This is a genomic window from Desulfobacterales bacterium (genome assembly GCA_034003325.1).
Classification (GTDB): domain Bacteria; phylum Desulfobacterota; class Desulfobacteria; order Desulfobacterales; family JAFDDL01; genus JAVEYW01.
In genome coordinates, this window is record JAVEYW010000001.1 from 168308 (window position 1) to 193629 (window position 25322).

The window sequence follows — 25322 nt, forward strand, 5'->3', positions numbered from 1 at the left end:
TGGCTTAGTTGATGCCTGTTAAGCGGTTTTATAGAATTAGCCAACCATCAGCATCGGTGTTTTTTCGTCCGTCGCGGCCGTTACCTTCTTGCCGGCGCTACCGAAATAGAGTCCTGGGTTTCTTTATTAAGGGTTGCATCATAAGTATATGCCGATTTTGATACATTGGTAACTTGGAATATAATGGTTCCTGCTTTCGTTGCCGTCGGTGAAGTAAACGACACCTTGCCGGTAGCATCCGTTACGCCCGAAACGCTGCCGCTGACCAGACCACTCCATGCACCGGTTACCGTTGCGTTTTCCATGGGCAAATTGCCCACATCCCGAATGAGGACATCGGATTGAACGTTGATCCGCTTCTTCACTACCTTTGCCGACAAGTTGATATCATCAACAAAAATGACCTGGTTCGTGTCGGCTGCGACCTGAATCGTCAACCAGTCCTCATTCGTGCTGGTGCCGTTATCCGTCACCTGAAGCGTTGCTTCATAATTGGCCGAAGCGGTATAGGTATGCTGAACCGTAACCCCCGTACCGCTTGTCCCATCGCCAAAATCCCATGCGTAAGAGACGATATTCCCATCCGGATCATAGGAGCCGCTCGCATCAAAGGTGACCGTCAGGGGCGCTGTTCCCGATACCGGTGTCGCTTGCGCTATCGCCACCGGCGCTTCATTACCGTCATTAAAGTTATACTCGACAAACTTATAGAGCTGTTCGTAATCACCGGTAACCGGCACGGTGCCGCAAACCACATCCTTATCTGCATTGATTATGTCCAAAATTCGGTAAGATTTAACCGTAACGCTGTTGCCTGTGACGCTATCGTAAACCCCGAGGTAGTATCGCATGGGATCTCCGCCCAAAGGCACAATATCTGAAAAATCAAACACGAAGGTTCCATCGCACGCTGTGGTCGTTCCGTTAAATGCATACGCGCCGCCCTGGCCGTAAATCATTTTCGGATACCAAATCTGGCTCGGCGATACGCCCGTTGTACCAGAGACCCCAAGTGTTACCCGAAGTTGGTTGCGTTGGGCATGGCTGAGGGTAAATTCCGCAATCAGCGTCGGCGTATAGGAACTTCTGGCCGTTACCCAATGCGCACGAGACGGGGACCAGCCATAAATGCGATTGGTCGCGGGCCCGCCGGATACAGCCGACGGATTTTTCAGGGCATCATAGGCCATCCAGGCAAACCCGGCCTCACCCCAGCTGGTCCCCCAAGAATTGGCAATTCTGAAAGCACCCTTTTCACCGCTGTCCACGGTGCCGTTCCCGTTAATATCCACCCAGATCTCATCGTTGTATCCGACAACAGTCATCGCGTGGTATCCGGAAGTGCCATTTACCCAATGACATATCCTTTTTCCGACAAACGCATCATCCGCGCTCGTGGCCGGGTCGTTGCCGATGGTTTTATATTGCCAGGAGCTGATATAAGTCGGGAAATTAAGGACATACCCATTGAGAAGCAGTTGCTTGACCTGTTCGATTCCGGAATCCAGGTGGGTATTGGCAACATAGCCGTATTGGTCGAACCGGCGATACACGGCATCCCGCCAAACCGTGGCATTCGTATTCCACTGACGGTAATTGCTGTCATAGGGAAATTGCGCCCATGTGGACACGCCATGCTTGATACCGATATCATAGGCCTGATAATACCAGCTGCCCACCAATGCGCCGCCATTTATCATATTATAGGTCCATTTCGGACTCAGCTGCAGACTTTCGCCGCCGGTTTTGGCGTCCAGATCCCGCGCCATGGCGTTCATGTAGGTCATGGCATAGTAAGTACCGGAAAACGCCCCGCAGGAAGGAAGCGAGCCCTGAGAGCGAATCGGCGGGAAAAATTTTAGCGCACTGTTATCCACGTAAGGAGGAAGGGCTGCCGGCATGGTGGTCGTGCTGGAATCGCTGCTTATAACGGAGTCGTCTTTCGGCGCACCAACAACACCTTCAATCTCTTTACCCAAGGGCACAACGGAAACGTCCTTATCCGTCATTTTTCTTTGCGCCCGTTTTTGGCGATATTGGTTTATCCGCTCAAGCCCCCGTTGATTGATTTTCACCTTTTTGACCCGAAGCATATGGGTGTTCTGCCATTCGATATCTTCCTGAGTCAATTCCGGCAGCCCGGTCATTCTGTATCCGTCATCTTGCGAAAACGCGGCAGTATCGCTGCCCAAACAGGCGAACACCGCAATTAATAATCCCGTCAACCATCCCTTAATCTGTGAATTGTTCGTTGGTTTCATTCTTCCCCCTTGTTTTGTTTCATCTTTTTTTCAAAGCCCCGACCTTCCGCCGGCCATCTTCTTCGCAATATCAACCGTTGCGCAGTTGCTATTCGTATGAGCAAGGGGTATGCCAGAAAAAAGAAAAAATATGGTATCATAGGTTGTCGGACTTCAATTCATTTTCTTTACAATAGGTTAAGAGAACAACAGGGGGGAGAAGACGGATAATAGGTGAATCGTTTCTAAAACCCTTGCGCCGGGGGACTGTACACTTGTTCATACAGCAGCGCCGATAATGTAATCTGAATTACAAAGATGAAAACCTTGTAACAGAAGGCCCGGGCCGATTACCAAAATAACAGCGCCGTCATGAGCCTTCAAAAAAAGTCACCAAGGGGTAATGATCCGATGGGTATCGCCCGTCAAATTTTTGTTGAAGCACTGTACAAGAAATTGGCGACAACGCACCTTCAAAGAGAACCCAATCAATATGCGCCCCGTCCGTTTTTCCGGTAAAACCGTGGTGCGTTGCCGGATAGGGGCGGCAAAACACCTCTTTAAAAACCCGAGCGTTCGCAGGACGGTCCGCATGTTTTTCGGTAAGCACCCGATAACAAGGGCTACCCGGCACTGCGTTAAAATCACCGAACAGCACGACCGGCACATTTACCGGCAGGGATAACATCCGATCGAGAATAACCCGGGCCGAATCGGCTTGCACTTCGGCATCAAAATCAAAATGCGTGTTGACGCAGATGACCCGCTCGCTGCCTTTCTGAAACATTCCCACCGTGCATTGCCTCGGCCACTTGCTGCGTTGGAAACGACTGGGAATGTCGGGGGTGGAGCTTAAATAGAAATGATCCCGGTGAACACATTGCCAGGGATTTCGATAAAAAATGACATTATTCTGCCAGGCATCGGGCGCGGATATTCGTCTGCCGATACTGCTCACATTTTTGCCCAGCGCGTCCGCAATAAAATCGAACTGAAAATCATTCACTTCCTGAAACCCGGCAAAATCAGTCGGATACCGGTCCAACAGCTTTTTCAGGCTTTTTTTCCGGAATTCCCACCCGTTTGGCCCATCCTGAGCCAGACCGAACCGAAGATTCAGGGTTAAAATAGAAAACATGCGCCGCCATTCCGCCGGTCCTTTCGCCCCAGAACCGTTGTTAACGTTCCGGCAGGGGATTGATGGCACCGGCCTGAGTTCCGTTATTATGGTTTCCTTCCTCGCAGGTTCTCAATCTTTTTTCAACGCCTTTTCTATCGGAAACGCGATCGGAAGTCTTCCGTGCGGGGCGCAACCGCCAGCGTCCTGTTTCCTTTGGCTTTACAAAGCCGATCGAAATGGATAGGTTATGCCGAGTTCAAATCAGCAGAGGTTGAACCTGGGTTTTAAGAAAAGGAGATACTCATGGCGCTATCGTTGAAATCGGTCGACCTTTCCAGGGAAAAAATGGCGTATCTGGTAATTCCAGTCTGCGAAAAGGCCGACGACGCAGCATTGGCCCCCCCCCTGGCCGCCCTGGTTGAAAAAGCCAGAACGCTCAATGAGTTTAAAGGAAAAAAGGGAGATTGTGTCACCTTTTACGAACCAGAGGGCCTTCATGCCGCCCGGGTGGCCTGCAGCGGATTGGGAGAACCCGACAAACTGGACCGCGAATGCCTTCGCACCATGGCCGCTGGTGCGGTCAAATCCGCCATGGGAAAGAAACTGACAACGCTCCATATCGTACTTCCCAAGATAAAGACTTCGCCGTTAAAACCGGACGAGATCCTTGAAGCGATTGCCGAAGGGGCCTGCCTGGCTAACCATGTGTTCGACAAATATAAAAAAGAAAAAAATCAAACACCGCTGATGCAAATCATTCTCCTGGCAACCCGGGGAGAAGTAAAAAAATACCAAACCCTTATTGATCGGATAGCCGTTATCTGCGAGGGAACCCGAATGGCCAGGGAATGGGTTTCTACGCCTTCGAACGAAAAAGCCCCCGGCGCGCTGGCCGCAGAAATCGCCTCACACGCAAAAAAAGTTGGGCTCAGCATTGAAATACTGACCGAAAAGGAACTGAAACAAAAAAAATTCGGCGCGCTGCTGGCTGTTTCGAACGGCAGCGACCAAAAGCCTTGCCTGGTAACCCTGATGCATGCACCTCGGGGCGCCAAAAAAACAATCCTGCTAGTGGGAAAGGGCATCACCTTCGACAGCGGCGGCTTGAACCTCAAGCAGGGGCCGAACATGGATATGATGAAAATGGACATGGCCGGCGCCGCAGCGGTCGCCGCTACCCTGATTACAGCGGCCCGGTTAAGAACAAAAATAAATCTTATCGGGGTGATGCCTCTGGTGGAAAATATGCCGTCGGGCAAAGCGTGCCGGCCCGGTGACATCATTAAAAGCCTCGACGGCAAAACCATTGAAATCGGTAATACCGATGCCGAGGGCCGCCTGATTTTAGCCGATGCCCTGACCTGGGCCATTGCGCGCTTCAAGCCGGATATCACCTTGGATCTCGCCACGCTTACCGGTGCTTGCGTCGCGGCGCTGGGAGAGCGCATTGCGGGCATATTTACCACGGATGATGAACTCGCCGACCTGCTAAGTACTGCCGGGCAAAAAACCCATGAGCGCTGCTGGCCCATGCCCATGCCCGATGATTACCGGGAGTTTATGAAAAGCGAAGTGGCCGATATTCGGAACATGAGCAGCACCAGCTACGGCGGCGCCATTACGGCCGCGCTTTTCCTGTCTGAATTTACGAACAACACCCGGTGGGCGCACATTGATATCGCGGGTACGGCATTTTTAAAAAACGGCGGCGATTACTGCCCCCCCGGCGGATCCGGGTACGGGGTGCGGCTGTTGACCGAAGCAATAACTGCATGGACAAATTAACGTCGCCTTTATGCCAACGCACCCAACACCGTCACAACCTTGTCCATCTGTTCCGGAGAATTGTAGATATGCGGAGAAAACCGGATTCTGCCCAGCCGTTCCGCAGCGATGATACGGTGTTTTTTCAGGTGAGAAAGAATCAATGGCGCAGCCAGTCCCGATTTTTCACACACCACGATACCAGTAGGCCAACCCGGATGGCGAAAAGAGAGCACCTTAAAACCGATCGCGGTCAATCCCTTGCTCAACCTATCGCTTAGCTTAAATATTCGACGGCGAACGGTTTCAAATCCAACGGCGGCCAGAAAATCAAGAGAAGCGGCAAAATAAACCCAGTCGTTCCAATTCCCCGTGGAATAGGTAAATCGATCGGCCGTCGGTTTCAGCTCATCCTTATACGGTAAATAGGCATGATCGTCGATCACAGATTCGGAGCCCAGGAAAATCGGATCCAATTCCGATAGCTTGTCTTCGGCGATATAAAACACGCCGACGCCGAGCGGTCCCAACAACCATTTCCATGCCGAAAAAGACATATAGGAAATTCCCATGCGCTTTACATCCATCGGCTGCATTCCCACACCTTGGGCGCCGTCAATGATCAGCGCAATGCCCCGTTCCCGGCATAAATTCCCAATCGCCGAAAGCGGCAGCGGCATGCCGGTACACCAGTGCACCGCGGAAAGGGCCATGGCCCTCGTTTTTTGATTTACCAGGGAGAAAAGACCGCGAAAAAATTCTTCCGGTGTGTCGCTCATCGGCGCAAAAAGCAGCCGAATCCCTTTTTTCCCCCAATGTTTCCAGGGATAAATATTGCTCGGATACTCATTTTCCAGAAGAATCAACTCGTCGCCCGGCGCAAGGTTAAGCCCGCGAGAAACAAAGTTCATCCCTTCGGCCGTGTTATGAATCAAGGCCAGTTCGTCGGCCCGGCAGTTCAGAAGTTTCGCCAAAACGGCTTTGATGTTTCGCCGGACATTCACGTAACCCGCCGTTTCCGTCAGTATTCCTTTTTGAGCATAGCCGGTTAGGTGGCGCGTCACCGCCTCGACAGCATGAACGCCGGCGGGCGTGGTGCCGCAGTTATTCAGCCAGATCATTTCCCGATTCACCGGAAACGCGTCATGTACTTTTTGCCAGTCCATGGAATGATATCCTTATTATATTCTGAAATTTTTCTGATCATAGCGACTTTGTACATGTGCATCAATAGGTAGGCCAGTTATTAATGCCTTTCCGGTTCGGTTTAATCACAAGAGTAAGAATAAATGTAACTACTCAGTATTCAGAATTCAGGAGCCAGAATTCAAAATAATGCACTAACCGCCTGAATCTTCATTCAACTATATTAATCCGGCTGCTTTCAGTTGTTTTTATTCTGAATTCTGGATTCTGTCTCCTGGCTACTGAGCAGTTACGTTGCTTTCTACTTTTTCATTGTTACCGGGTAGCCACAGTGCTATGAGTCAGCCCATGTTGACTTCAGACGAACCGCAACGGCTTGATAAGCGAATCTTCGCAACACTTTTTCTGGCAATTTTTTCCTGTGTGACCGGTGTGGGCATCGTTGTCCCGCTCCTGCCCGTGTACGCCAACAATTTAGGCGCCAGCGGATTATATGTGGGGTTGATCTTCGGCGCCTTCTCGTTTTCAAGATCCGTCTTTATGCCCTATTTCGGCCGCATGTCGGATAAAAAGGGTCGCAAACCGCTCATTGTGATCGGGCTTTTCTGCTATGTGCTGATTTCCATCGCCTTCATGGGATTTGAAGACGTCAATGCCCTGATTGTTCTCCGGTTCATTCAAGGCATCGCCTCGGCCATGATCATGCCGGTGACACAAGCCTATGTGGGGGACATCACGCCGGTCGGGGATGAAGGCTTCAGCATGGGGCTTTTTAACATGTCCATGTTCATGGGCTTAAGCATCGGTCCGCTCCTTGGCGGCTTCATCAGCGAGCAGTTCAGTCTTGCGGCCGCCTTTGGCTGCATGGGCGGGATGGCCCTGGTGGGGTGCATTTTGGGGCTTTTTCTACTGCCGCCCACTCGAATGGAGCGGGTGGTCATTCAGGGAAAAAAGCCGCTTGAATGGAAAGATCTGCTCACCGACCGAGACATTCTCATTCTTTCTGTTTTCCGGTTTGCGTACACAACCTGTATCGGCATTCTTTGGGGGTTTTTGCCCGTCTATGCGGATTCCCAATTTTCACTACCACCCAGTAAAATCGGAATTCTGCTCATGCTGGGCGTTTTCACGAGTGGACTGATCCATATTCCCATGGGCGCTGTTGCAGACCGCTGTAATAAATTCATGCTGGTGACCATTGGCGGCTTGATAGTGGTCTATGCGGTCATGTCCTTTCAATGGGCAACCGGGTTCCAGGATTTATTTATCGCCAATGTACTTTTCGGCATCGGCGGCGGGATTTCCATGCCGGCGCTCATGGCGCTGGTTATTATCGCGGGAAACCGCACCCATGCCATGGGATCGGTCATGGCGCTGCTAACCACGGCGCACAGCCTCGGCATGCTCAGCGGCTCGCTGCTGGCCGGCCTCATTATGGACATTTCGGAATTGCGGTTTGCGTTCGCCTGGGGTGCTGCCATCATGGGACTGGGGGTTTTACTTTTTTGCAGCGGCACCCTTTATAACAACCTCGCGAAGCGCCGCGCAACCACGAGCGGTAATGCACATCCAACAGCATCATAGACCCAAGGACATGCACCAACAAGCGTGCATCATTGGGAAAAGATCGTTGGCCTCCCAGCCTCCCAGCTTCCTGGCCTCCCAGCTTCCTGGCCTCCCAGCTTCCTGGCCTCCCAGCCTCCTGGCCTCCCAGCTTTCTAATACTTCAACTGGTATAATTCGCCACCCTTGCGAAGAATCACCCGCTCCTGCTCAATCCGCTCCACATTCATGTCTCCGACACTCTCCCCTTCCCTGGCTATTTGTGAATTAATGACGGCAAACCGGCTGGCCGGTTCGCTCGCCCAGGCCAACGCCTGAAGCTTGAGTCCGACTTCGGCGGGCAGCGCCATTAAATCAGCCGGGCTTGCTGCGGGGGATGTCCTCGCCTCTTTTTGCGGCAGGGGCATCCGTTTCATTTCAGGCGCTGGGGCATGAATTTCAATCGCTTTATCACGGGCAGGTATCAACGGCGGTTTTTCCGTTGCTTTACGGTTCAGAGCGGTGATGGGGGTTGTCTTCTCCGTTACGCGAGGAGGCAAATCAGTCGGCTTTTTAAGCAGTTGCGGCAGGGACGGTGCGGCTATTGTCGATGTTGTGATGGTTAACGGTACCGGGGTTGGCAACGCTTTCGCTTTTTCGACCGCGGGCACCACAGGCACTATTGGCGGCCTAATTTCAGTTTGGTCACCTTTGAAAAACAGCACCCCACCCGCAAAGAGAATCAGCACGAGCATCGACGAGACCCAAGGCCTTTTGCGCATCGCCGGTTTCATCTGCCGCCTTAATGCCTGCCGGATGTTAAAGGCAGGGGGCGTCGCTGCGCCATTGTACGGGCTGGTTTCATTTTCCAGTTTCTTTAATGCCTTGAGGATGGAACTCATGGACTCAGTCCTTCATCATAAGATGTGGCATGTTAAAAGACCCCTGCTCATTATAAAGCAAAATTTTTGTTAAAGAGCCCACGAGTCCGTCCACCTCAATCCCGTATTTTTTTTGTATCTCTTTTACGGCCAACCGGGTGCCCTCGTCATACTCGGGCCCAGGGGTCATATCGTTAAATCCGATTTCTTTGAGAAGCCCCTTTAGCATCAGAAGGGATTGCCGGGAAGCGGCAAGCGGAATCGTGCCGCGAAACCCGAGAAAATTTTTCCAGGGAATATACGCCACCCCGGACCAGCGTGCCGCCACCTCGGGTTCGCTCAAGGCCATTGATTTACCCGGTGCGGAAAGAGCCGTTGAAAACACCAGTTTCCCGCCGTCCATTCCGCTTAAAAGCAGGTATTGAAGGGATTCTTTGCCCGGCACATAACACGTCAGAATAGCGGGCAAATTCAATTTCGGCAGCAACGCCAGATCCCCCTCCACGCGATAAAGCTCAAACCCGTTATTTTCAGCGGCCGATTGAAAAAATGCCGGATCATTTCGAATGGCGGTGATATCAGCGGGAATCTGCGCCGTCTGCCTCCAAAGAGAAAACACGGCTGAAACCGCCTCAACCCGATCGGTATACAGAAGCTCTTCCCAAAGGCCGCTACTTGAATCCGCGCGCGGCACGACCGGCGGCGCGGACGGGCGGGTTGATACCGGCGCTTCTTTCACCGCGCTTATCGGCGGGTGATCCGGGCTCGAAAACCGAATATCCCATTCCCGCATCCCAAACGCACCCAGCACGCCCACACCGAGCAACACCGCTGTAATTAAGGGAATTCGGCCGATTAAAAACACATTTTTCTTTGCGTTTTCCCGGCCGGCCAGTTCCCGAATAGCGGTTCGCACAATCGCACCGGTCACCTCATTCCGGCCCAACACATAAGCCACCAGTAACGCCCGGTCAGAAACGACATGGATCATACGGGGAATTCCGCCGCTGTACCGGTATATTTTCCGAACCGCCCCATGGGTAAACGGCACGTCCACACCCCGGGCCGCGATATGAAGCCGGTGCTGAATATACCGGCCCGTATCCGCAAACGACAGCGGCGTCAAAAACGCGCTCAGGGTAATGCGCTGGCCTAACTGGCGCAGCTCATACGAGTTAAGCATGTCCGCCAATTCGGGCTGCCCGACCAGCACGATCTGTAATAATTTTTCCGTGCTGGTTTCCAGGTTCGACAACAACCGAACCTGCTCCAGCACCTCCTTGCTCAAATTCTGTGCCTCATCGATGATAAGAAGGATCTTTTTCCCTTGCGCTTTTTTCTCCAGAAGAAACCCGTTCAGGGAATCAACGAGGGCTTTGGTGCTGCCGCCCGCCGCGTACCGAATGCCGAACTCATCATGAATCGCTTCCAGCAGTTCATTGGCGTTTAACCTGGGGTTAAAAATATAGGCCGTTTCGGTGCCGTCATTCAGACTTTCGACAAAGGCCCGGCACAGGGTGGTTTTTCCAGTTCCCACTTCTCCGGTGATTTCAACGAACCCGTCCCCCTGCGCGATGGCATAATTCAGATGGGCCAGTGCCTCTTCATGGCTTTTGCTTAAAAACAGATAGGCGGGGTTCGGAACGAGCTGAAAGGGTTTTTCCGTAAAACCAAAATGGTTTTTATACATGCCGCTCCTTTCGTACTCATTCCAATGGATATCACAGGATGTTCTAAACTGAAAAATTTTCAACGGCGGTCAAGGGAATATAAAAGAATAAAATGGAAGGTGTCAAGGATCGGGGAACCTGGGCGCAGTTCAATTTCAAACAATAACATAACCCGTGCTCATGATGACAAATACTAAATGCGCAGCCAGGGCAATCGCATGTAACCCATAGCCCGCTTCAGTCTTGAGAAAAATCGGATTCCAGCTGCGGCAAACTCACGCGGAACGCGTTCAAACAGTGCCGCAGCTTCCATCCGATCCCCCTCAAGGCTTTCGCTCCCGGCTGTTCATTTCTACGGGCGATTGCCCTGCATGCGCAGCGGCAAATGGTATATACTCTCACTAAACCAAAAAATAAAACGGGGCACACTTATTCCGTCATGCCCCGCTTTGTATCATTCAGCTACTAACCGCTATTATTTATTTTTTTTGCGCATCGCAAACCCTACACCAATCAAACCGAGGCCCATTAACACCATCGTCGCCGGCTCGGGAACAGCACCTCCGGGGGGCGGTGGCTCATCTCCAGGCACGTAATTGTAGTTGCCAAAGGCAAACCCGCTATCCGTATTATTGATATCAGACAAAAGCTCAAGCGACTGCAGGTGAGCCCCCAGTTGACCAGAACCGGCTTCATTGGAAATAGCCGACAGTGCATTCAAAAAGAGATTCTGATCAATGGCAGCCAAAAGCGTCATCGTAAAACTCAAATTTTGGTCATTCGTAACATCATCAGCGTTAACGTTCGGCTGTTCAACCGGGTCAAGCGCCTCAAACATAAAAGTAACGCCGCCAGCTCCTTGGACCGTAGCAGGAGTAGAAATGGCCCAACCCGCTGGGTTAAAGGCAGAAAAAGTAACATCGGTTGGATCGTCAATATCAAGGTTAAAATAAAATTCATCCAGCTTAATGTCTGGGTGCAATGGAGAATTGATGTCAACCACCCAGGTTGCTACCTCTGGGCTGATTACTTCGTCCACGGTGATGGTGACATCAACAATCAAACTGTCAGGATTTTCCGGCCTAATATCGCCCGTCAACTGACTTGTTATCGTAAAAGCCAAGACATTCGACGCACAGGTTAAAAACAGAATAACCATAATTGATAAAAACACTCGTTTCATTATTATCCTCCTTTTTAAAAAATTATCCTCTTGATATTCTCTTTCATACAAACTTATTCAAAAAACTGAAGATTTTAGATGCAAAAAAAGTACCAATTACCTGTTTTTTTTTATATAATCATATCAATTGGGTTTCCTATGCACCCTCAAAGCCTACCGCATGAACTGTGTAATTTATACCACAAAACTGGTAATTTTACTTCTTATAGAAAGGTAAAATAAGTGCTAACCCACCAGCAAGAACGTCTATCAAAGCTGCTAAAAAGAGTTATCGAAACTTCTTCAGATTCAATCGAAGGCCTTTCGGACAATCACTGTTGCTGTAAATAAAAATGAAGCCCCCTCACAACCAACAACCACAGGTCAAAATATCTTTATCAAACCGCCGGAAAAGCTTGACGCCGCACAGGAATGCGCTATTGTAGGCTGGTATGCTGAAGGCAGCCCGCTAACTTCTTTCATGCGCCGGTTGCCTTAAATGGGTTATATTTTTTATAACTGATTATAATGTTAGGAAAATGAGTTTTTCATCATGGCAATTTAGGGGGCAAAAACATCGCTTTTTATCAAAATCAAAAAAGTGCCTTAATTGAAAAATTCATGCTTCAACATTCAAAATTAATTCAATCGAGTGCAAATGGACACAGTCAACAAAATCCAGTTCGAAAAACCGGATATTCACGAGCTTAACCGCGCCTATACCGTGGCGGATCTTCATTTTCACACCCATTATTCCGACGGCGTCAATTCCGTCCATGACATCGCGCGGCAGGCCGAAGCGCTAGGCATCGGCATCGCCATTACCGACCACAACGATATTCAGGGCGCGGTTGAAATCGACAAATGCAAACGCATCCTGAGTATTCCCGGAATAGAAATCACCTCCAGGGAAGGCTCCCACCTGCTGGTTTATTTTTACGATGTTCCCAGCCTGAAGGCCTTTTACCGGGAGGATCTCAAGCCGTACATGGGAAACGGGGTGATGAGTTCGACCCTCCTTGAAATGGAGGATATCATTCGGCGGGCGCGCCGGTTTAAAACCGTAATCATGTTTCCGCACCCTTATTGCGCCGCCTATACGGGGGTCTGCAATCTGCAATTCCCCAAAGAGCGGCTGGAGCGGCTGTTTCACATGGCCGACGGGGTCGAGGTCATCAATGCCGGGAATATTAACAAGTGGAACCTGCAATGCGCGGTGCTCGGATTCAACCTCGGCAAGGGCATCGTGGGCGGCAGCGACGGCCATTCGCTGCCCCATATGGGCCGTGCCCTGACCTACGCCGAATGCAACAGAACCCGAAAAGGGTTGCTGGACGCCATTCGAAAAAAACAGACCAAGGTCATCGGCAAGGAAATGCCCTTTATTCGAAAAGTCACGTCCAACAGCCGGAAACTCAAAAAGAATTTAAGGCATTACCCGGATCTGATGGAAAAAAATCTCCGGTACGGCTGCACTCTCATCAACGCCAAGTCCCGAACCTTTCGGGATAACGTGATGCGAAGCATCAACGAGCGGCTGGAAAAAGTGGGATAGGAACGGACTATCACTCGACCGGTTTTCTTTTGTTGTGGAAAAATCGTAGAACAACCAACAACACAGCGGCGCGTTTTTTTGCATCTGCTGAAATGCTGTGTCGCCGATTATTCGGCTTTCGAAGCCTTACAAGGAGCAGGGGCATCCTGTAAAAGACCTTGAACGCTTTATTCTGAGAGGTAGCAATTAATAATTGTTTTTTATGTTAGAGAGCATTACCGGTTTGTTAATACAATCAACATCCATGGCGTCGCAGTCAACGTAGGGGCGGATCTGTGTGTCCGCCCTGGTTTGGCGGGGAGCGTGCACCATGATTCACGGGGGCAGACACGCAGGTCTGCCCTTACAACGGCAATGGGCACACGCACAGGTTCACCCCTACACCGTGTTATTCAGAGGTGTTAACAAGCCGGTAATTCTCCCTTATGTTATGTTATCCCATTATAGCGGAATAGAATGATCAACATCATATGCCACCATGAGGAGGACTTTTATGCCCCTTCAGCTGGACGTTAATGACGACATACGAGATGCGTTGCGCATCCCTCCGGCAGAGCAGGAAAGCCGGCTTCGCAGGGAACTCGCTTTGAGGCTGTATGAAAAAGGCCTGCTTTCTCTTGGAAAAGCCCGGCAGCTAGCCGGAATGGGAAAATGGGATTTTCTGTTGCTGCTGGGCCAAGAGGAAATTTGCAGACAATACGATGAAAAAGACATAGATCGCGACCTTTCCACGCTGGACCATCTCCCATGAAAAAGGTGGATTTCGATTAAACCAGATCGTGTTTGAATATGCACTGAAACAAGTGGGCGAATAGCCGGGAGATACCCTTTAGCCCGATTTTTTGTTCCTGTCCCTGTAGACACAGAGCAACTTTTAATGCCATCTTGTAAAAAACAGCTCACCCCGCATCATTTTTTTTAACAACTATTGCTGAATAAAAAACGGTACCCCCCCCCGATGCACACGGATTTCCAGGAAACCCGCCCTCAAAACCTTACATTTATCTTTACATTAATATTTACATTTTGTATAGCTAAAATAAACCGTAGTGAGTGCGGAACACTCCCCACTCTTTCAACTGTTTAATGGAGGTATTGATGCCCACGGAGTTACCCCCCAAGCAACGGCAACTGCTCGAATACCTGCGCCGGGCGATCTCGCGCGCCGGAAAAGCGCCCAGCCTTCGGAAGGCCGCCGGGGATCTCGGCGTCAGCCACGCGGCCGTGGCCCAGGGTTTGAATACCCTGGAAGAAAAAGGGTATATCAAGCGGGACGGGCGATACAGCCGCAATATTTACGTCTTAAACCGCCTGCAACAACCGGAGGGGCTGCAACGCTGGCAGGAAGTGCCCATCATCGGCCGGGTGACGGCCGGTCTTCCCATGTACGCCCAGCAGGCGTGGGACGGCAGCGTGGTGATTGATGCCCATGTTTTCGGCAGGCAGCAGTTGTTCGCGCTTCGCATCAAGGGGGATTCCATGATAGCGGCGGGCATTTACAACGGGGATCTGGCCATTTGCGAGCCGCGCCAATACGCGCAAAACCGGGAAATCATCGTGGCCCTCATTCACGGTGAGGAAGCCACGGTCAAGCGCTTTTTTCTTCATACGGACCATATCGAGCTGCGGCCCGAAAATCCCCGGTATGCGCCCATGCGTTATCCCTTTTCAGCGGTGCTGATTCAGGGCAAGGTCATCGGTATTCACCGGGGCCCTGAGGTCATGGAGGCCGTTTAAATGGCCGGGAAAAAATTGGACCCGAACAAACGCCGCCTGTGGATCGGCACCAGCGGCTATTCGTATCCCGAGTGGATTGAAGCCGGATTTTATCCGCCCGAAACCAAATCCGCGCACATGTTGAATATCTATGCGCATCGCTTTCCCGTCACGGAGCTTAACTACACCTGGTATCAACTGCCCAAGGCGGACGCCTTGCTGCGCATGCAGAATCTCGTGCCGGCCGAATTCCGCTTCGCGGCCAAGCTGACCCGGACCCTGACCCACGAGGTGGACTCAACCCAGTGGCGCACGCAAGCCGCCCGGTACCGGGACGGCATCGCCCCGCTGGTCCAGTCCGGGCAATTAATGGCCGTTCTGGTTCAACTCGCGCCGGGCTTTGAGCGCAGCCGGGAAAACCGCCAATACTTGGCGGCCCTTCTGGACGAGCTGGCGGGATTGCCGCTGGCCGTCGAATTCCGGCACCGGTCCTGGATTCAACCGCGGGTGTTTGAGGAGCTTTCCCGGCGCCAAGTGGCCGTGGTGGCCGTGGACGAACCGACGCTGCCGCACCTGTTGCCGCCTCTGAATGTGCTCACCAGCCCGAATCTGTTTTACATACGGTTTCACGGCCGAAACACCGCCGGCTGGCGATCGGGCCATATGCAAAAAAAATTCGATTATCGTTACAGCGATGCGGAGCTGGCCGAATGGATCGAACGATTCATTGCGCCGATGGCGAAACAGGCGAAAAACGGCCTTCTTTTTTTCAACAACCATGTGCGGGGCCAGGCCCCTCAAAACGCCGAGACCCTGACCCGTCTTTTGGTCCGGCAAGGGTTCGAGGTCATGCCGCCGCCCCACGCGACACGCTTATCGTAATGGAACGCGCCGTCATTCATCTCAATGTGGCCGACTTTGCCGTGGCCGTCGAGCGGGTCATCGACCCGCGACTTTGCGGGCGGCCCGTGATCATCGCGCCGGCCGGCGCTGCCAGGGGCGCAGTATACGACATGAGCCAGGAAGCGTATCTGGCGGGCGTCCGAAAAAAAATGCCGCTGCAAACCGCCTTGCGGCGTTGCCGCGAGGCCCGGGTGCTTTCGCCTCATCCCGAACGCTACACTCAGGCCATGAGGGATCTTTTAAAAGAGGCCCTGCCCTACTCGCCGCTCATTGAACCGGGAGAAAACGACGGGCATCTGTTTATGGAGGCTACCGGCACGCGGCGGCTTTTTGGTCCGCCCATTGACCTGGCCTGGCGGCTTCACCGCCGGGTAAAAACCGCGTTGGGCTTAACCCCCATCTGGTCCGTCGCCCCCAACAAGCTCGTGGCCAAGGTAGCGACAAGACTCGTTAAACCCACTGGGGAATATATCGTAGGCGCAGGCGAAGAAGCCTCTTTTTTGGCGCCGTTGCCCCTTTATCTTCTCCCGGGCATGGAAAAAGCGGACCTGATGCAGCTTTCCGCCCTGAATTTAAACCGTTCTCACCAGGTGGCCGCGCTGACAACCGAACAGCTTCAAGTGCCTTTCGGCACCAGAGCCGGGTTTATTCATGACACGGTACGGGGAATCGATGCGTCTCCGGTTCGGGCCTTCGGCAAAAACCCGCCCCGGGTCATGTGCGCACACACCTTTGATACCGATACCCATCAGTCGGACATTCTTCTCGATACGCTCTATGCGCTGGTGGAACGAGCTGGCAGCGCCTTGCGGAATCGCAGGCTGGCTGCCCGGCGCGTCGGCGTCTTCCTCGATTACACCGACGGCGTGCAATGCATCCGCTCCGCTGCCATTCGACCCGCATCCGCCAACGACATCATGCTGTTCGAATCCGCCCGCGCCGCCTTTACAATTGCCCGGCATCGACGGGTACGTATTCGGCACTTGCAACTGGTCTGCGACCGGCTGACCTTCCCACCAGCCCAGCTTTTCCTTTTTGCCGAAGATCGCGCCATCGAACAAAAACGCACGGCGCTCGTAACCGCCCTGGACAGCGTTCGAAACCGTTTCGGCACCGATGCCATTCGGTTTGCCCGCTCCCGGACACCCCAATGAAGGCGACACCCCCTATCACTCCGTTCATCACCCGCTCGTACTATTCTCTCATGTGGGGAACCCGCTCGCCTGCGGCCCTGTGCCGGGCAGCCAAAACATTGGGCTATCAAAAAATCGCCCTGACGGACACGGACAACCTGTACGGGTTGTGGCCGTTTCTTTCGGCATGCGCGCAAGAAGGGCTGACACCCATTATCGGCGCGGAATTGACCGATCCTGAAAACGGGCAACGGGCCGTTTGCCTGGTGGAAAATGAAACCGGCTATCAGAACCTTTGCCGGCTGATCACCCGCCGCCATGCGCACGCCAACACGCCGTTTCATCTGAAAGAAGCGGGAATGTCCCATGCCGGGGGCATCGTTTTTCTGACGCAATCCGAAGCCTTGCTGACGGCCTGGCACGATGACGGGGTAACCACAGCCGCCGTCGTGTCGATACGGCCGCAAAGCCGCGCATTCGGGCTGAAACAAACCGCGCACAGGCTGGGCGTGCCCTTGGTGGCCGCACCCGGAAGCTATTTTATAGCGCCCGAAGAATTTTCCACGCACCAGGTGCTTCGGGCCATCGACACCAACAACACGATAGATCGCCTCACCGTCGAAACCACCGCTCCCGCCGACGCCTGGCTGGCAGGACCCGCCAAGTACGCACATCGCTTTAACCTCTGGCCCGACGCCATTCAGGCCGCAACGCTCTTGGCGGAACGATTCCATTTTACCGGTCCGAAATTCGGTGCCGTGCTGCCGCCGTGGCGCGATGATTCAGGAAGGGCCGCCCGGGAAGTGCTGCGGGAAGCCGCCTATGCCGGCGCGCAACAGCGCTATGGGCACGATTTGACCGAGCCCGTGGTGGACCGCCTGGAAGAAGAGCTTCGCATCATCGATTCCATGGGGTTTTCAAGCTATTTTCTCGTGGTCCGGGATATTGTCCAAAGGAGCCCCCGCACCTGCGGCCGGGGCAGCGGCGCGGCCTCGCTCGTGGCGTATTGCCTTTTCATTACCCATGTCTGCCCCATTCGGCACAACCTCTATTTTGCCCGGTTTTTAAATCCGGGCCGAACGGATCCGCCCGATATCGACGTGGATTTCGCCTGGGACGAACGTGATGAGGTGCTAAGCGATGTTCTGAAGCAGTATGCGGGCCACGCCGCCATGGTCTGCAATCATGTGGCGTTTCAACCCCGCATGGCGGTTCGGGAAGTGGCCAAGGTCTATGGTCTTGGCGATGCGGAACTCAGCCGAATATCCAAAAAGCTGCCCTGGTTCTGGAAACTGGCCGATGCGGACACGGATCTTCTGGCCCGGTTAAAGGCGCTGCCCCGTCTCAAAGACTGTGAATTTCCGCCGCCATGGCCCGAAATAATGAGATTTTCCCAGCAGATCATCGGGCTGCCCCGGTACTTATCCGTACATCCGGGCGGCGTCGTCATCACGCCCGGCCCGATTGAGGATTACGTTCCGGTGCAAACCGCCCCCAAGGGCGTTCCCATTCTGCAATGGGAAAAAGACGGCACTGAAACCGCGGGCCTCGTCAAAATCGATCTTCTGGGAAACCGAAGCCTCGGGGTCATTCGGGATGCGATCGTCAATCTTCGCGCAAACGGGGCATCCTTGAATGAAATGCGCTGGGTGCCGGAAGAGGATGCCGCCACGCAGGCCACCGTGGCAAAGGGAAACACCATGGGCTGCTTTTATATCGAAAGCCCGGCCACGCGCCTCTTACAACAAAAAGCGGGAAAGGGCGATTTTGAACACCTGGTCATTCACAGCAGTATCATTCGCCCGGCGGCCAATGCGTATATTCAAGAATATGTGCGACGGCTTCGCGGCGGCGCCTGGAATCCGATTCACCCGCTTTTGGCCGATGTGCTCGATGAGACCTACGGCATTATGGTCTACCAGGAGGATGTTTCCAGGGCGGCCGTGGCCCTGGCCGGCTTTTCGGACGTGGATGCGGACGGGTTGCGAAAAATCATGTCCAAAAAAGACAAGGCCCGTCGGCTTCAGGACTATCACGAAAAATTCACGGCCGGCGCCCGCGAGCGCGGCGTAACGGACAAACAGATTCAGTCCGTTTGGGACATGATGATGAGCTTTAGCGGGTATTCCTTCTGCAAGCCCCACAGCGCCTCTTACGCCCGCGTGTCCTTTCAGGCCGCCTGGCTCAAAACCCACTTTCCGGCCGAATTCATGGCCGCGGTCATCAGCAACCAGGGCGGATTTTATTCTTCCTTTGCCTATGTCTCCGAAGCCCGGAGGCTGGGGCTTACCCTTCTGCCGCCGAATGTCAACCAAAGCGGCATTCGTTGGTGCGGCCGGAAAAACACCCTTCGCGTGGGCCTTCTGTCGGTCAAGGGACTCACCCGTGACACCCTGGCACGCATCCTGTCCGCGCGCCGGTCCGGCCCGTTTCAAACGCTTGAAGACTTTCTGCACCGCACCCGGCCGGATGCCGCAGAGGCGCTCGCCCTCATTCAATGCGGCGCGCTGGATGCCTTTAACACCGACGACAACCGCGCCTCCCTGGTGTGGGCGCTGGCCCGCCATCGGGCGCTGCAACCGGCGCCGACCGCGCAACGCCCCCTTTTTGACCGGAAAAGGCCCCTTGTCACACCGCCGCCCCTGCCGCCGGATGATGAACACGAGCGGCTTCGCAGGGAGTTTGCCGTATTGGGGTTTTTATGCGACCGGCATCCCATGACCCTTTATGCGGACAGCCTGAAAAAAAGACACGTGGTAAAAGCAGAAGCGATAGCCCATCATATCGGAAAACGAATTGAAATGGCCGCATGGCTCATCACCGGCAAGGTGGTTCACACCAAACACGGCGACCCCATGGAATTTCTCACCTTTGAAGATGACACCGGATTGGTTGAAACCACCTTTTTCCCGAAAACCTACGAGAAGTTCTGCCACATGATCGACCCGAACCGGCCGTATCTGATTTGCGGGAAAGTGGAAGAAAACTGGGGGGCATTGACGATCACCGTGGACAATGCCGTTCCCCTAACGAAATGCTGAAATTTGTTCTACAATCATCGGCAGAATCTTTCCGGTTTTCCCCGGCAGAAAAAGATCACATTTGGCGGTTAGGGCGCTTTCTTTCGGATTGATCTCAATGAGCTTGGCGCCGTTTTCCTTTGCGATAATCGGCAGCATGGCCGCGGGATATACCACGCCGGAGGTTCCCATGATGAGCATCAAGTCACACTTGCCCGCCTGCGCTACGGCCTGATCAAGCTGTTGAACCGCTTCGCCAAAACCGACAACATCCGGCCGCATTTTGCCCTTGCATTCACAGGGTGGCAGCAGCGGCATGAGCAAGTCCATTGAAAAATGTTTCATTTTCAATAAAATATCTTCCACGAACGCAAATACTTCGTTTCGTGAAAACACCTGTTTTCGACCGCATTCAAGGCACCTGAATCGGAAGGCATTGCCGTGAAGCTCCAAAATATTCGCACCCCCTGCATCCTGATACAAATTATCACCGTTTTGCGTAATGACGGACTTAAGATATCCTGCCTTTTCAAGCGTCGCCAGCGCGTGATGCCCCGGGTTGGGAGCGGCACTTTTAAAGGTTTTCAAGAGCGCTGAAAAGAGGTCATGGAATGCTTCCGGATGCCGCCTGAGAATTCCCATGATGCCGCCGGAAGCGCCTTCTGGATATCGATCCCAGAGTCCCCCCGGATCACGATAGGTGGATATGCCGCTTTCCTCGGACAGACCCGCGCCCGTAAAAGCGATCAGCCAATTAGAAGATTTCATCAATCTGGCAGCTTCGATTATTGCATCTGGCGCAACCATTTTTTTGCCCCCTGTCATAAGCGTTAATAGGGGTTGATCCCTACCGCCACCCCCGGGATTCAAAGAAGCGGCCCATCGGATTGACCGATAAAACCATATTGGATCTGGTTTTGTCAACCGGTTACGGGCTGTTGTCCCGAATGATGGATGTCGCCATTGACAAAGGGTGCCCCTCCTTTGTAGAGTTACCGACAATTGATATCATTCGAATGCGTCAGGGTAACGGAACACGGTGCCAGTCCGTGGCGGACCCGCCGCTGTAACCGGGGACACTGTTTGTCACAAGGCCACTCTTTTCGGGTTTATTCACGTTACGGAAAGGGGAAGGCGGCGGGCAGTGGGTGATCCGGAAGCCAGAAGACGACCTTGACGCAGAGACGAAATCCGATGGCAAAGGGTTTCGGCAGCTTGACTTTGGCTGCTGAAACCCTTTTTCTTTTTTTTGGGAGGATCACATGGCGACAAAATGCATTCTTGTTCCGGAGATCGGCCGTTTTGAGTGGACCCGTAAAGAGCTGCGCCCGTTATACGATGACGAGGTACTGGTGCGGGTAGAGGTAACCGGGCTATGCCGCACCGATTTGAAAATTATCCGGCACGGCCACCGGGATCTGGTGCTGCCGCGTATTCCCGGTGAAGAGGTGGTGGGCAACATTATCGCCAAGGGAAATGCGGTCACCGGATTTAGTTTGGGGGACCGGGTTTATGTCTATCCCGGTGTGTGGTGCGGCCGCTGCCCGGCGTGCATGCGGGGAGCGGAAAACCTATGCCGCGGCATGCAGATCATGGGCTTCCACCGGGACGGCGGATTCGCCGGTGAGGTGATCGCCCCGGCCCGGAGTCTGATTGCCGTCCCCCGGCAGCTCGACCCGGATACGGCCGTTCTGGCCGAACCCCTCTCGTGCTGTCTCAATGCCCTTGAATTGGGGCGCGTTCAGAAAGGGGATCTGGTGGGGATCTGGGGGGCCGGCCCGGCCGGACTGCTGCTGGCCCGGGCCGCCAGAGCCTTGGGCGCACAGGCCGTCAACATCGAACCGGACCCACGTCGCCGGGCCTTTGCCGAAGGTATCGCCCGCACGGATCAGCCATTCGATCTTTGCGTCGTTGCAGTGGGCGATTCCGGGGCTTACCGGGACGCTATGGCTCACCTGGCCCCCAGGGGGCGGCTGGTGGTTTTTTCCGGGCTGCTGCCCGATGACGACAAGATCATGCTGAGTTTCAACCAGTTGCACTATTACGAACAGACCCTGGTGGGGGCCTACGGGTGCGCCTACCGCCATGGGGTTCAGGCGTTAGCGTGGTTAGCCGACGGCACAGTGGCGGTGGCGGACATGATTTCCCACCGCCTGCCGCTATCCCGACTGGAAACCGCGCTCCAGTTGGTTGAACAACGCCAAAGCATTAAAATACTGCTCTACCCGGACCATTAACGGAGGCGGAAATGTCATATCATGAATCGGCACTGCGTGAATTCGGCCAACACATTCAACGGCTGATTGAAAAGCAGAATCTTTCCAGGAAAACCTGTTATGCCATGTGCCAACAGATGATGGAAAACAGCCAACCCGATCTGCATCAAGGCGCCTTTCTGGCTGCCCTGGCAGCCAAGGGTGAAACCAGTGAAGAGATTGCAGGCGTCTGGGAGGCCATTGTGGCGCTGGACACCTGCAAAATCGAAATTGAGCCTGACAAACCGCTGGTTGAAAACTCCGGCACCGGCATGGACGCGCTCAAAACCTTTAACGTCAGTACGGCGGCAGCGGTGGTGGCTGCAGCCGGCGGCGTCCGCATGGCAAGGCATGGGGCCAGGGCACTGACCTCCACATGCGGAACGGTCGACATTCTGGATGCGCTGGGTATCAATGTGGAGTGCTCCGTCGAACATGTGGCCCAAAGCATTGCCCGGACCGGCATCGGTCTGTTCAACGGCATGAGCCCCAGAATTCACCCCCGTGCCCTTTTTCGAATCCTGAGCCAGATCCGCTTCGGCTCCACCCTGAACATCGCGGCCTCGCTGGCCAGCCCCTGCCGCCCCACCCATGGCCTGCGCGGTGTTTACGCGGAACCCGTCATGGACAAGGTAGCGCAAATCATGCAGGCCATCGGCTATCAACGCGCCATGGTGGTACACGGCTATGATGGCGAGAGCCAAAAGGGGATGGATGAAATCTCCACCCTGGGCGAAACCGCTGTTCAGGAATTTTTCCCCAACGGCGCGCGCGAATCCTATCGAATAACGCCCGAGGATCTGGGGCTGAAGAAAAGCAGCTACGAAAAAGTGGCGGCGCTGGGCAAGGTGGATCAAGAAGCGGTGCGCTTGATGCAGGTGGTCGCCGGCATGGATCATTCGGCCTGTATCGATCTGGTCTGCGCCAATGCCGGGGCGATCCTCTATCTGGCAGGCCGGGCAGCCGACCTGCCGTCCGGGGTCTCGGCCGGCAGGGAGTTAATCCTCAGCGGCCGCGCATTTGAAAAGCTGTGCCAGTGGGTGACCACGCAATGCGATGACCAGGGGGTCGGCCTGCAACGGTTTACCGCCGTTGCCGTCCGCGCCGGTCTGCATCAGGAAGCATTGACCTGCACAGGGTGATGGGTGAAATCAAGTTATTTGCCTCCCAGGGAATCATCCGAAATTTCAACGGCGGCGCCACAGGTATCGCCGATCGCACGCATGCGGCCGAGAGTCACCGGCAGGACGGTTTTAATAAAATATTCGGCTGATTTGAGCTGACCCTCATAAAAAACGATATCTCTTTTGTTATCCGTTTTTTCCAGTTTTTGGGCGGCAACGGTGGCCCGCCACAACAGCATCCAGGCCATCGTGACATCGCCGATAACCTGCAAAAAGGGGCACGCAAAGGAAAAGGCTTTTTTCACATCCGGCCCCATGGCCGTCATCCCCAGATGCATGGCTGTTTCTCCGAGCTTTCCAACCGCGAGGGTTAGTTTTTCCGCCAGTTCCGCTACCGGCGCCGCGGCCTTGGCCTCGGCGATGGTTTTCTGCATTCTGCCCAGCAAATGCTTAAACGCGTTGCCCTGTTTCATGCCGAGCTTTCGCCCCAATAAATCCATGGCCTGAATGCCGTTGGTACCTTCGTAGATGGGACAAACCCGAACATCGCAAAGCAATTGCCCCACGGGATACTCTCGAATATACCCGTAACCACCAAAAACCTGAACCCCCATATCACAAACCTCCACGGCGCGATCCGATACATACCCCTTGGCAACGGGAATCAACACATCGATAAGATCCTGATAGATTTCTTTTTGTTCTTCGCTTTGGGCGATGTGCTTTTTATCTTCACATAGACCGACAAAATAGAGAAGACTTCGCATGCCTTCCACATACATCTTCATGGTCAGCAGCATGCGCCGGACATCCGGATGATTCACAATCGCCACGGAGGCCTTATCCCTGGAACCGAGCATAACGCCCTGAATCCGCTGGCGGGCATACGACAGCGCATGAAGATAAGAAGAAGAGGCGCAGGATAAGGCTTGTAATCCCACCGCCAACCGTTCCTCGTTCATCATGATGAACATGGCGGCAAGGCCCTTATTTTCCTGACCCAGCAGGGTGCCGATGCATTTTCCCCGGCTGCCCAGCGCCATGGCGCAAGTGGCATTGCCGTGAAGCCCGATTTTTCTTTCAATGCCGGTGCAAATAATATCATTTCGCGCCCCGAGACTGCCGTCGTCATGGACGAGATATTTGGGCACGAGAAAAAGGGAAATCCCCCGGCTGCCCTCGGGTGCGCCTTCGATTCTGGCCAATGTCGGATGAATGATATTTTCCGTGAGATCATGCTCGCCGCCGGAGATAAATATCTTGTTCCCCGTGATGGTGTAAGTGCCGTCCGGGTTTTTCACGGCGGTGGTGGTCAAGGCGCCCAAATCGGAACCGGCTTCCGCCTCCGTCAACAGCATGGTGCCGGTCCACTGGCCGGTATACATTTTTTTCAAATAAATCGCCTTTTGCTGCTCCGTACCGAAAACTTCAATGAGCCGCGCCGCCCCGTGCGTCAGGCCCGCAAACATCATCAGGGCAATATTGCCGCCGATCAGATAATCCTTGGCAGCCAGGGAGACCACCTCGGGCATCCCCTGCCCGCCCCACTGCGGATCCCGGGTCAGCGCCAGCCATTCGCCGGCTGTCAACAAATGCCAGGCTCGTTTATATTCCGCCGGGGTTGAGACGGTTTCCTTATCGAAGGAGCATCCAAGTTCATCGCCGATTTTCAATGTGGGGAGCAGCTCCTTGATCGCCAGATTGCGCGCCTCGGCGATAATTCTATCCACCACCTTTTTATCAAATTCGGCGAACTGCGCGGCTTTGCACAATACATCAACCTGAAATTGTTCATGAAGCACAAAATCCACATCCCTTCGGTCTGCAATCACCTGTGCCATGGCAAAGTTCCCTTCTTAACGGGGTTATTGAAAAATTAACGTGCCAATCGCCATCCGCATTCGATGGGGTTGTGAGTCTGTGGTTTTTCAGAAATACAATTATAAAATCAAAATGATAAATGAGCGTACGTTCATACTACCGAGAGCGCCCCGCCACTGTCAATTAAAAACACACAACGGGGGCACTTCTTGTTTGCTTTTTTCAAGCCTTTATGCGTACATATCCCAAAATTCAGCCGTTTGTTCAGCC

18 protein-coding genes and 1 riboswitch are annotated in these 25322 nt (G+C 53.6%); of the genes, 10 read left to right on the plus strand and 8 right to left on the minus strand.

The features are described 5' to 3' along the window. Positions 1–80: 80 nt before the first annotated feature. The gene (locus tag RBT11_00740) at positions 81–2261 is read right to left on the minus strand and encodes a PKD domain-containing protein (GenBank protein ID MDX9785281.1); all 2181 of its coding nucleotides are present in this window, start codon (positions 2259–2261) and stop codon (positions 81–83) included. Positions 2262–2610: 349 nt separating this feature from the next. After that, positions 2611–3378 (minus strand): endonuclease/exonuclease/phosphatase family protein, encoded by a 768-nt coding sequence (locus tag RBT11_00745; protein MDX9785282.1) that lies wholly within the window; start codon positions 3376–3378, stop codon positions 2611–2613. Positions 3379–3663: 285 nt separating this feature from the next. Here RBT11_00745 and RBT11_00750 point away from each other — a divergent pair, with 285 nt between their 5' ends. Next, entirely contained in the window at positions 3664–5145 is a 1482-nt protein-coding gene (locus RBT11_00750; GenBank protein MDX9785283.1) for a leucyl aminopeptidase, read from the plus strand. Positions 5146–5153: 8 nt separating this feature from the next. Here the strand turns inward: RBT11_00750 and RBT11_00755 are convergent, their stop codons facing one another. After that, entirely contained in the window at positions 5154–6290 is a 1137-nt protein-coding gene (locus RBT11_00755; GenBank protein ID MDX9785284.1) for an aminotransferase class V-fold PLP-dependent enzyme, read from the minus strand. Between the two features lie 328 nt (positions 6291–6618). On the opposite strand from RBT11_00755, the gene RBT11_00760 reads away from it, so the two are divergent. Beyond that, complete coding sequence (locus RBT11_00760; GenBank protein ID MDX9785285.1) at positions 6619–7854, plus strand: MFS transporter; 1236 nt, start codon at positions 6619–6621, stop codon at positions 7852–7854. Between the two features lie 134 nt (positions 7855–7988). Here RBT11_00760 and RBT11_00765 read toward each other — a convergent pair whose 3' ends face one another. The 3 genes from RBT11_00765 to RBT11_00775 all read right to left on the minus strand — a co-directional run bounded on the left by RBT11_00765 (position 7989) and on the right by RBT11_00775 (position 11546). Then, complete coding sequence (locus RBT11_00765) at positions 7989–8714, minus strand: general secretion pathway protein GspB (protein MDX9785286.1); 726 nt, start codon at positions 8712–8714, stop codon at positions 7989–7991. A 4-nt stretch (positions 8715–8718) separates the two neighbouring features. Beyond that, positions 8719–10383, minus strand: coding sequence for an AAA family ATPase (locus RBT11_00770; GenBank protein MDX9785287.1), 1665 nt, complete (start codon positions 10381–10383; stop codon positions 8719–8721). A 455-nt stretch (positions 10384–10838) separates the two neighbouring features. Continuing rightward, positions 10839–11546 (minus strand): PEP-CTERM sorting domain-containing protein, encoded by a 708-nt coding sequence (locus RBT11_00775; GenBank protein MDX9785288.1) that lies wholly within the window; start codon positions 11544–11546, stop codon positions 10839–10841. Positions 11547–12183: 637 nt separating this feature from the next. Between RBT11_00775 and RBT11_00780 the strand changes: the two genes are divergently transcribed. The 6 genes from RBT11_00780 (at position 12184) to RBT11_00805 (ending at position 19873) form a co-directional block, all read left to right on the plus strand. After that, positions 12184–13080, plus strand: a complete 897-nt coding sequence (locus RBT11_00780) for a PHP domain-containing protein (protein MDX9785289.1) — start codon at positions 12184–12186, stop codon at positions 13078–13080. A gap of 493 nt (positions 13081–13573) precedes the next feature. Beyond that, entirely contained in the window at positions 13574–13831 is a 258-nt protein-coding gene (locus RBT11_00785) for a UPF0175 family protein (protein ID MDX9785290.1), read from the plus strand. 347 nt (positions 13832–14178) lie between these two features. After that, a complete protein-coding gene (gene lexA / locus RBT11_00790) occupies positions 14179–14817 on the plus strand; it encodes a transcriptional repressor LexA (GenBank protein MDX9785291.1) in 639 nt (212 codons plus the stop codon). Then, complete coding sequence (locus RBT11_00795; GenBank protein ID MDX9785292.1) at positions 14818–15678, plus strand: DUF72 domain-containing protein; 861 nt, start codon at positions 14818–14820, stop codon at positions 15676–15678. After that, positions 15678–16853 (plus strand): hypothetical protein, encoded by a 1176-nt coding sequence (locus RBT11_00800; GenBank protein ID MDX9785293.1) that lies wholly within the window; start codon positions 15678–15680, stop codon positions 16851–16853. Before RBT11_00795 ends, RBT11_00800 begins: the two co-directional genes overlap by 1 nt. Then, complete coding sequence (locus RBT11_00805) at positions 16850–19873, plus strand: DNA polymerase III subunit alpha (protein MDX9785294.1); 3024 nt, start codon at positions 16850–16852, stop codon at positions 19871–19873. Before RBT11_00800 ends, RBT11_00805 begins: the two co-directional genes overlap by 4 nt. Here the strand turns inward: RBT11_00805 and RBT11_00810 are convergent. After that, positions 19859–20659: an NAD-dependent deacylase gene (locus RBT11_00810; GenBank protein MDX9785295.1), complete on the minus strand. Its 801-nt coding sequence runs from the start codon at positions 20657–20659 to the stop codon at positions 19859–19861. The genes RBT11_00805 and RBT11_00810 overlap by 15 nt on opposite strands. A 200-nt stretch (positions 20660–20859) precedes the next feature. Further along, positions 20860–21043: riboswitch (cobalamin riboswitch) on the plus strand. 71 nt (positions 21044–21114) lie between these two features. On the opposite strand from RBT11_00810, the gene RBT11_00815 reads away from it, so the two are divergent. Both RBT11_00815 and trpD read left to right on the plus strand, forming a co-directional pair. After that, a complete protein-coding gene (locus tag RBT11_00815) occupies positions 21115–22089 on the plus strand; it encodes an alcohol dehydrogenase catalytic domain-containing protein (GenBank protein MDX9785296.1) in 975 nt (324 codons plus the stop codon). A gap of 11 nt (positions 22090–22100) precedes the next feature. Further along, positions 22101–23249, plus strand: a complete 1149-nt coding sequence (trpD, locus tag RBT11_00820) for an anthranilate phosphoribosyltransferase (GenBank protein ID MDX9785297.1) — start codon at positions 22101–22103, stop codon at positions 23247–23249. 14 nt (positions 23250–23263) lie between these two features. On the opposite strand, the gene RBT11_00825 is transcribed toward trpD, so the two are convergent. Beyond that, positions 23264–25072, minus strand: a complete 1809-nt coding sequence (locus RBT11_00825; protein ID MDX9785298.1) for an acyl-CoA dehydrogenase — start codon at positions 25070–25072, stop codon at positions 23264–23266. Positions 25073–25322 lie beyond the last annotated feature (250 nt).

What these genes read in the sequence shown, in the direction of transcription:
- lexA (MDX9785291.1), top strand. Translation starts at nt 14,179, where the DNA reads ATGCCCACGGAGTTACCCCCCAAGCAACGGCAACTGCTCGAATACCTG.
- RBT11_00810 (MDX9785295.1), bottom strand. Translation starts at nt 20,659, where the DNA reads ATGGTTGCGCCAGATGCAATAATCGAAGCTGCCAGATTGATGAAATCT.
- RBT11_00785 (MDX9785290.1), top strand. Translation starts at nt 13,574, where the DNA reads ATGCCCCTTCAGCTGGACGTTAATGACGACATACGAGATGCGTTGCGC.
- RBT11_00805 (MDX9785294.1), top strand. Translation starts at nt 16,850, where the DNA reads ATGAAGGCGACACCCCCTATCACTCCGTTCATCACCCGCTCGTACTAT.
- RBT11_00775 (MDX9785288.1), bottom strand. Translation starts at nt 11,546, where the DNA reads ATGAAACGAGTGTTTTTATCAATTATGGTTATTCTGTTTTTAACCTGT.
- trpD (MDX9785297.1), top strand. Translation starts at nt 22,101, where the DNA reads ATGTCATATCATGAATCGGCACTGCGTGAATTCGGCCAACACATTCAA.
- RBT11_00815 (MDX9785296.1), top strand. Translation starts at nt 21,115, where the DNA reads ATGGCGACAAAATGCATTCTTGTTCCGGAGATCGGCCGTTTTGAGTGG.
- RBT11_00760 (MDX9785285.1), top strand. Translation starts at nt 6,619, where the DNA reads ATGTTGACTTCAGACGAACCGCAACGGCTTGATAAGCGAATCTTCGCA.
- RBT11_00795 (MDX9785292.1), top strand. Translation starts at nt 14,818, where the DNA reads ATGGCCGGGAAAAAATTGGACCCGAACAAACGCCGCCTGTGGATCGGC.
- RBT11_00770 (MDX9785287.1), bottom strand. Translation starts at nt 10,383, where the DNA reads ATGTATAAAAACCATTTTGGTTTTACGGAAAAACCCTTTCAGCTCGTT.
- RBT11_00750 (MDX9785283.1), top strand. Translation starts at nt 3,664, where the DNA reads ATGGCGCTATCGTTGAAATCGGTCGACCTTTCCAGGGAAAAAATGGCG.
- RBT11_00740 (MDX9785281.1), bottom strand. Translation starts at nt 2,261, where the DNA reads ATGAAACCAACGAACAATTCACAGATTAAGGGATGGTTGACGGGATTA.
- RBT11_00780 (MDX9785289.1), top strand. Translation starts at nt 12,184, where the DNA reads ATGGACACAGTCAACAAAATCCAGTTCGAAAAACCGGATATTCACGAG.
- RBT11_00755 (MDX9785284.1), bottom strand. Translation starts at nt 6,290, where the DNA reads ATGGACTGGCAAAAAGTACATGACGCGTTTCCGGTGAATCGGGAAATG.
- RBT11_00825 (MDX9785298.1), bottom strand. Translation starts at nt 25,072, where the DNA reads ATGGCACAGGTGATTGCAGACCGAAGGGATGTGGATTTTGTGCTTCAT.
- RBT11_00745 (MDX9785282.1), bottom strand. Translation starts at nt 3,378, where the DNA reads ATGTTTTCTATTTTAACCCTGAATCTTCGGTTCGGTCTGGCTCAGGAT.
- RBT11_00800 (MDX9785293.1), top strand. Translation starts at nt 15,678, where the DNA reads ATGGAACGCGCCGTCATTCATCTCAATGTGGCCGACTTTGCCGTGGCC.
- RBT11_00765 (MDX9785286.1), bottom strand. Translation starts at nt 8,714, where the DNA reads ATGAGTTCCATCCTCAAGGCATTAAAGAAACTGGAAAATGAAACCAGC.